The following is a 1,849-nucleotide window of genomic DNA, read 5'->3' as shown; positions in this document are numbered from 1 at the left end:
TTCGACGCAGGCCGTCGGCTTCGACGCAGGCCGTCGGCTTCGGCTTCGGCTTCGGTTTCAGTACAGAGCCATCAGCTCCGGCGCACGGCCGTCAGCTGTTCGCGGTGGCCGACCCGACCATCCGCTCCATCGGCCCGACGGCCAGCGCGCCACTGATCATCACGGTCAGCGTGATCACCACCGCGGCGATCGCTCCGCCCAGCCAGACCATGGTGTCGACGGGCAGGGTGTAGGCCCCGACGACCCGCAGCAGCGCCTCGCCGAAGAGCGCCCCACCCCACAGGACCGAGAACCTCCGCTCCAGCCGGACGAACTGCCCCCGCTCCGCGCTCAGCCGCTCCCAGGCCGCGACCCGCTCCGCCTTCCCCTTGGTCACCCAGGGCTTGAGGGCCGCGGTCATCAGCGGCCGGCCGCTGATGACCGACAGCAGGACCGCGATGCCCACGGTCGCCGTGATTCCGCTGTCCTTCGCGAGCATCAGCCGCGGGTCACCGGCCACCAGGCTCAGCAGCAGGCCGACGACGTTGGCGGTGAGGATCAGCGCCGCCAGCCCATTGACCTGCCGCTCCTTGACCAGCCCCCACGCCGTCCGCCCGGCCGGCACCACACTGCTCCAGGCCAGCGCCGCCAGCGTCCCCATCCCGAAGCCCTTGCTGAGCAGGTAGTACAGGGCGGTGGGGACCAGGGCGTCGAGCACGAGCGGCTTGAGGGACTCGACACGGGCCTTGCGTACGTCGTCGCGTCCGTCGTCGCTGCGTACGTCTTCCCTGCGTACGTCGTCGTTTCCGGCGGGGGCCGAGTTCGCGACGGAGGTCGACGTGAGTGCCGTGGTGGGGGCCTCTGTGACGAGCTGGCTCATGATCGGGTTCCTCCGTCGCTGTGTGCGTCCCGTTCCTTCGTGACACCCATAGCTTCGCCGTCGGCCCCGGTCCGCCGACAGAAACGATCGTCCGGAGCTGGCAATGACAAATGTCAGTCCCGCCCCGCGGTCCCTGTCATACGCGCAGGTCAGACGAGCAGGTCAGGCAACTCCCGCAGATCCCCGAAGAGTTGGGTGGCCCCCGTGAGCCGCTCGGCGGGCGTCATGGCGGTGAATCCGAGGACGTCCATCCCGGCGGCGACAGCGGCCTGCACGCCCAACGGGCTGTCCTCGACGACCACGCACTTCTCGGGCGCGACGCCCATGCGCTCGGCCGCGTACAGAAAGAGGTCGGGCGCCGGCTTCCCGCGCCCCACGTCCTGCGCGCTGAAGATCCGCTCGTCATCGAACCACGCGTCGAGCCCGGCTTTGCGGTGCCCGACCCGGATCCGCTCGTGGCTCCCGGAGGACGCGAGGCAGTACGCGACCCCGTCCCCTGCCAGCTTCTCCAGCACCTCGACGGCCCCGTCCACGGGCTCCAGCTCCCGCTCGAAGGCCGCGAAGACCCGCGCGTGAAAGACCTCGTCGAAGTCCTCGGGCAGCTGCTGCCCACTGCGCTCCAGAACGAGATCGTGTACGCGATGCACGGCGGCCCCCATGTAATCGCGCAGTGAGTCCTCGTAGGAGGTGGGGTGCCCGAGCTCGGTCAGATAGCCGGCGAGGATCGTGTTGGAGAGCGGTTCGCTGTCCACGAGGACACCGTCATTGTCGAAGATGACCAGGTCGTATCGCATGTCCCGACCCTAAGCCTTCCCGGAAGTACCCCAAACGCAAGAAAGCCCCGGACCGTTCCCGGTCCGGGGCTTTCTTCAAAAGGAGTTCGGCGGCGTCCTACTCTCCCACAGGGTCCCCCCTGCAGTACCATCGGCGCTGTGAGGCTTAGCTTCCGGGTTCGGAATGTAACCGGGCGTTTCCCTCACGCTATGACCA

At 68.5% G+C, this 1,849-nt stretch carries 2 protein-coding genes and 1 rRNA gene; all 3 read right to left on the bottom strand.

Going from position 1 to position 1,849, the window contains the following annotated elements; genetic code table 11:
• Window positions 1-91 precede the first annotated feature (91 nt).
• Window positions 92-859, bottom strand: a complete 768-nt coding sequence (locus AOK22_RS22565; RefSeq protein WP_244164925.1) for a VC0807 family protein — start codon at window positions 857-859, stop codon at window positions 92-94.
• 149 nt (window positions 860-1,008) lie between these two features.
• On the bottom strand, window positions 1,009-1,653 hold the full coding sequence (locus AOK22_RS22560; protein ID WP_055700530.1) for an HAD family hydrolase: 645 nt from the start codon (window positions 1,651-1,653) through the stop codon (window positions 1,009-1,011).
• 84 nt (window positions 1,654-1,737) lie between these two features.
• Window positions 1,738-1,849, bottom strand: a 5S ribosomal RNA gene (rrf, locus tag AOK22_RS22555); the annotation flags it as partial.

Origin of the sequence: Streptomyces silaceus, assembly GCF_001419745.1 — a bacterium.
GTDB lineage: Bacteria > Actinomycetota > Actinomycetes > Streptomycetales > Streptomycetaceae > Streptomyces > Streptomyces silaceus.
The sequence above is the reverse complement of the archived record's forward strand: the minus strand, read 5'-3'. Positions and strand labels throughout refer to the sequence as shown.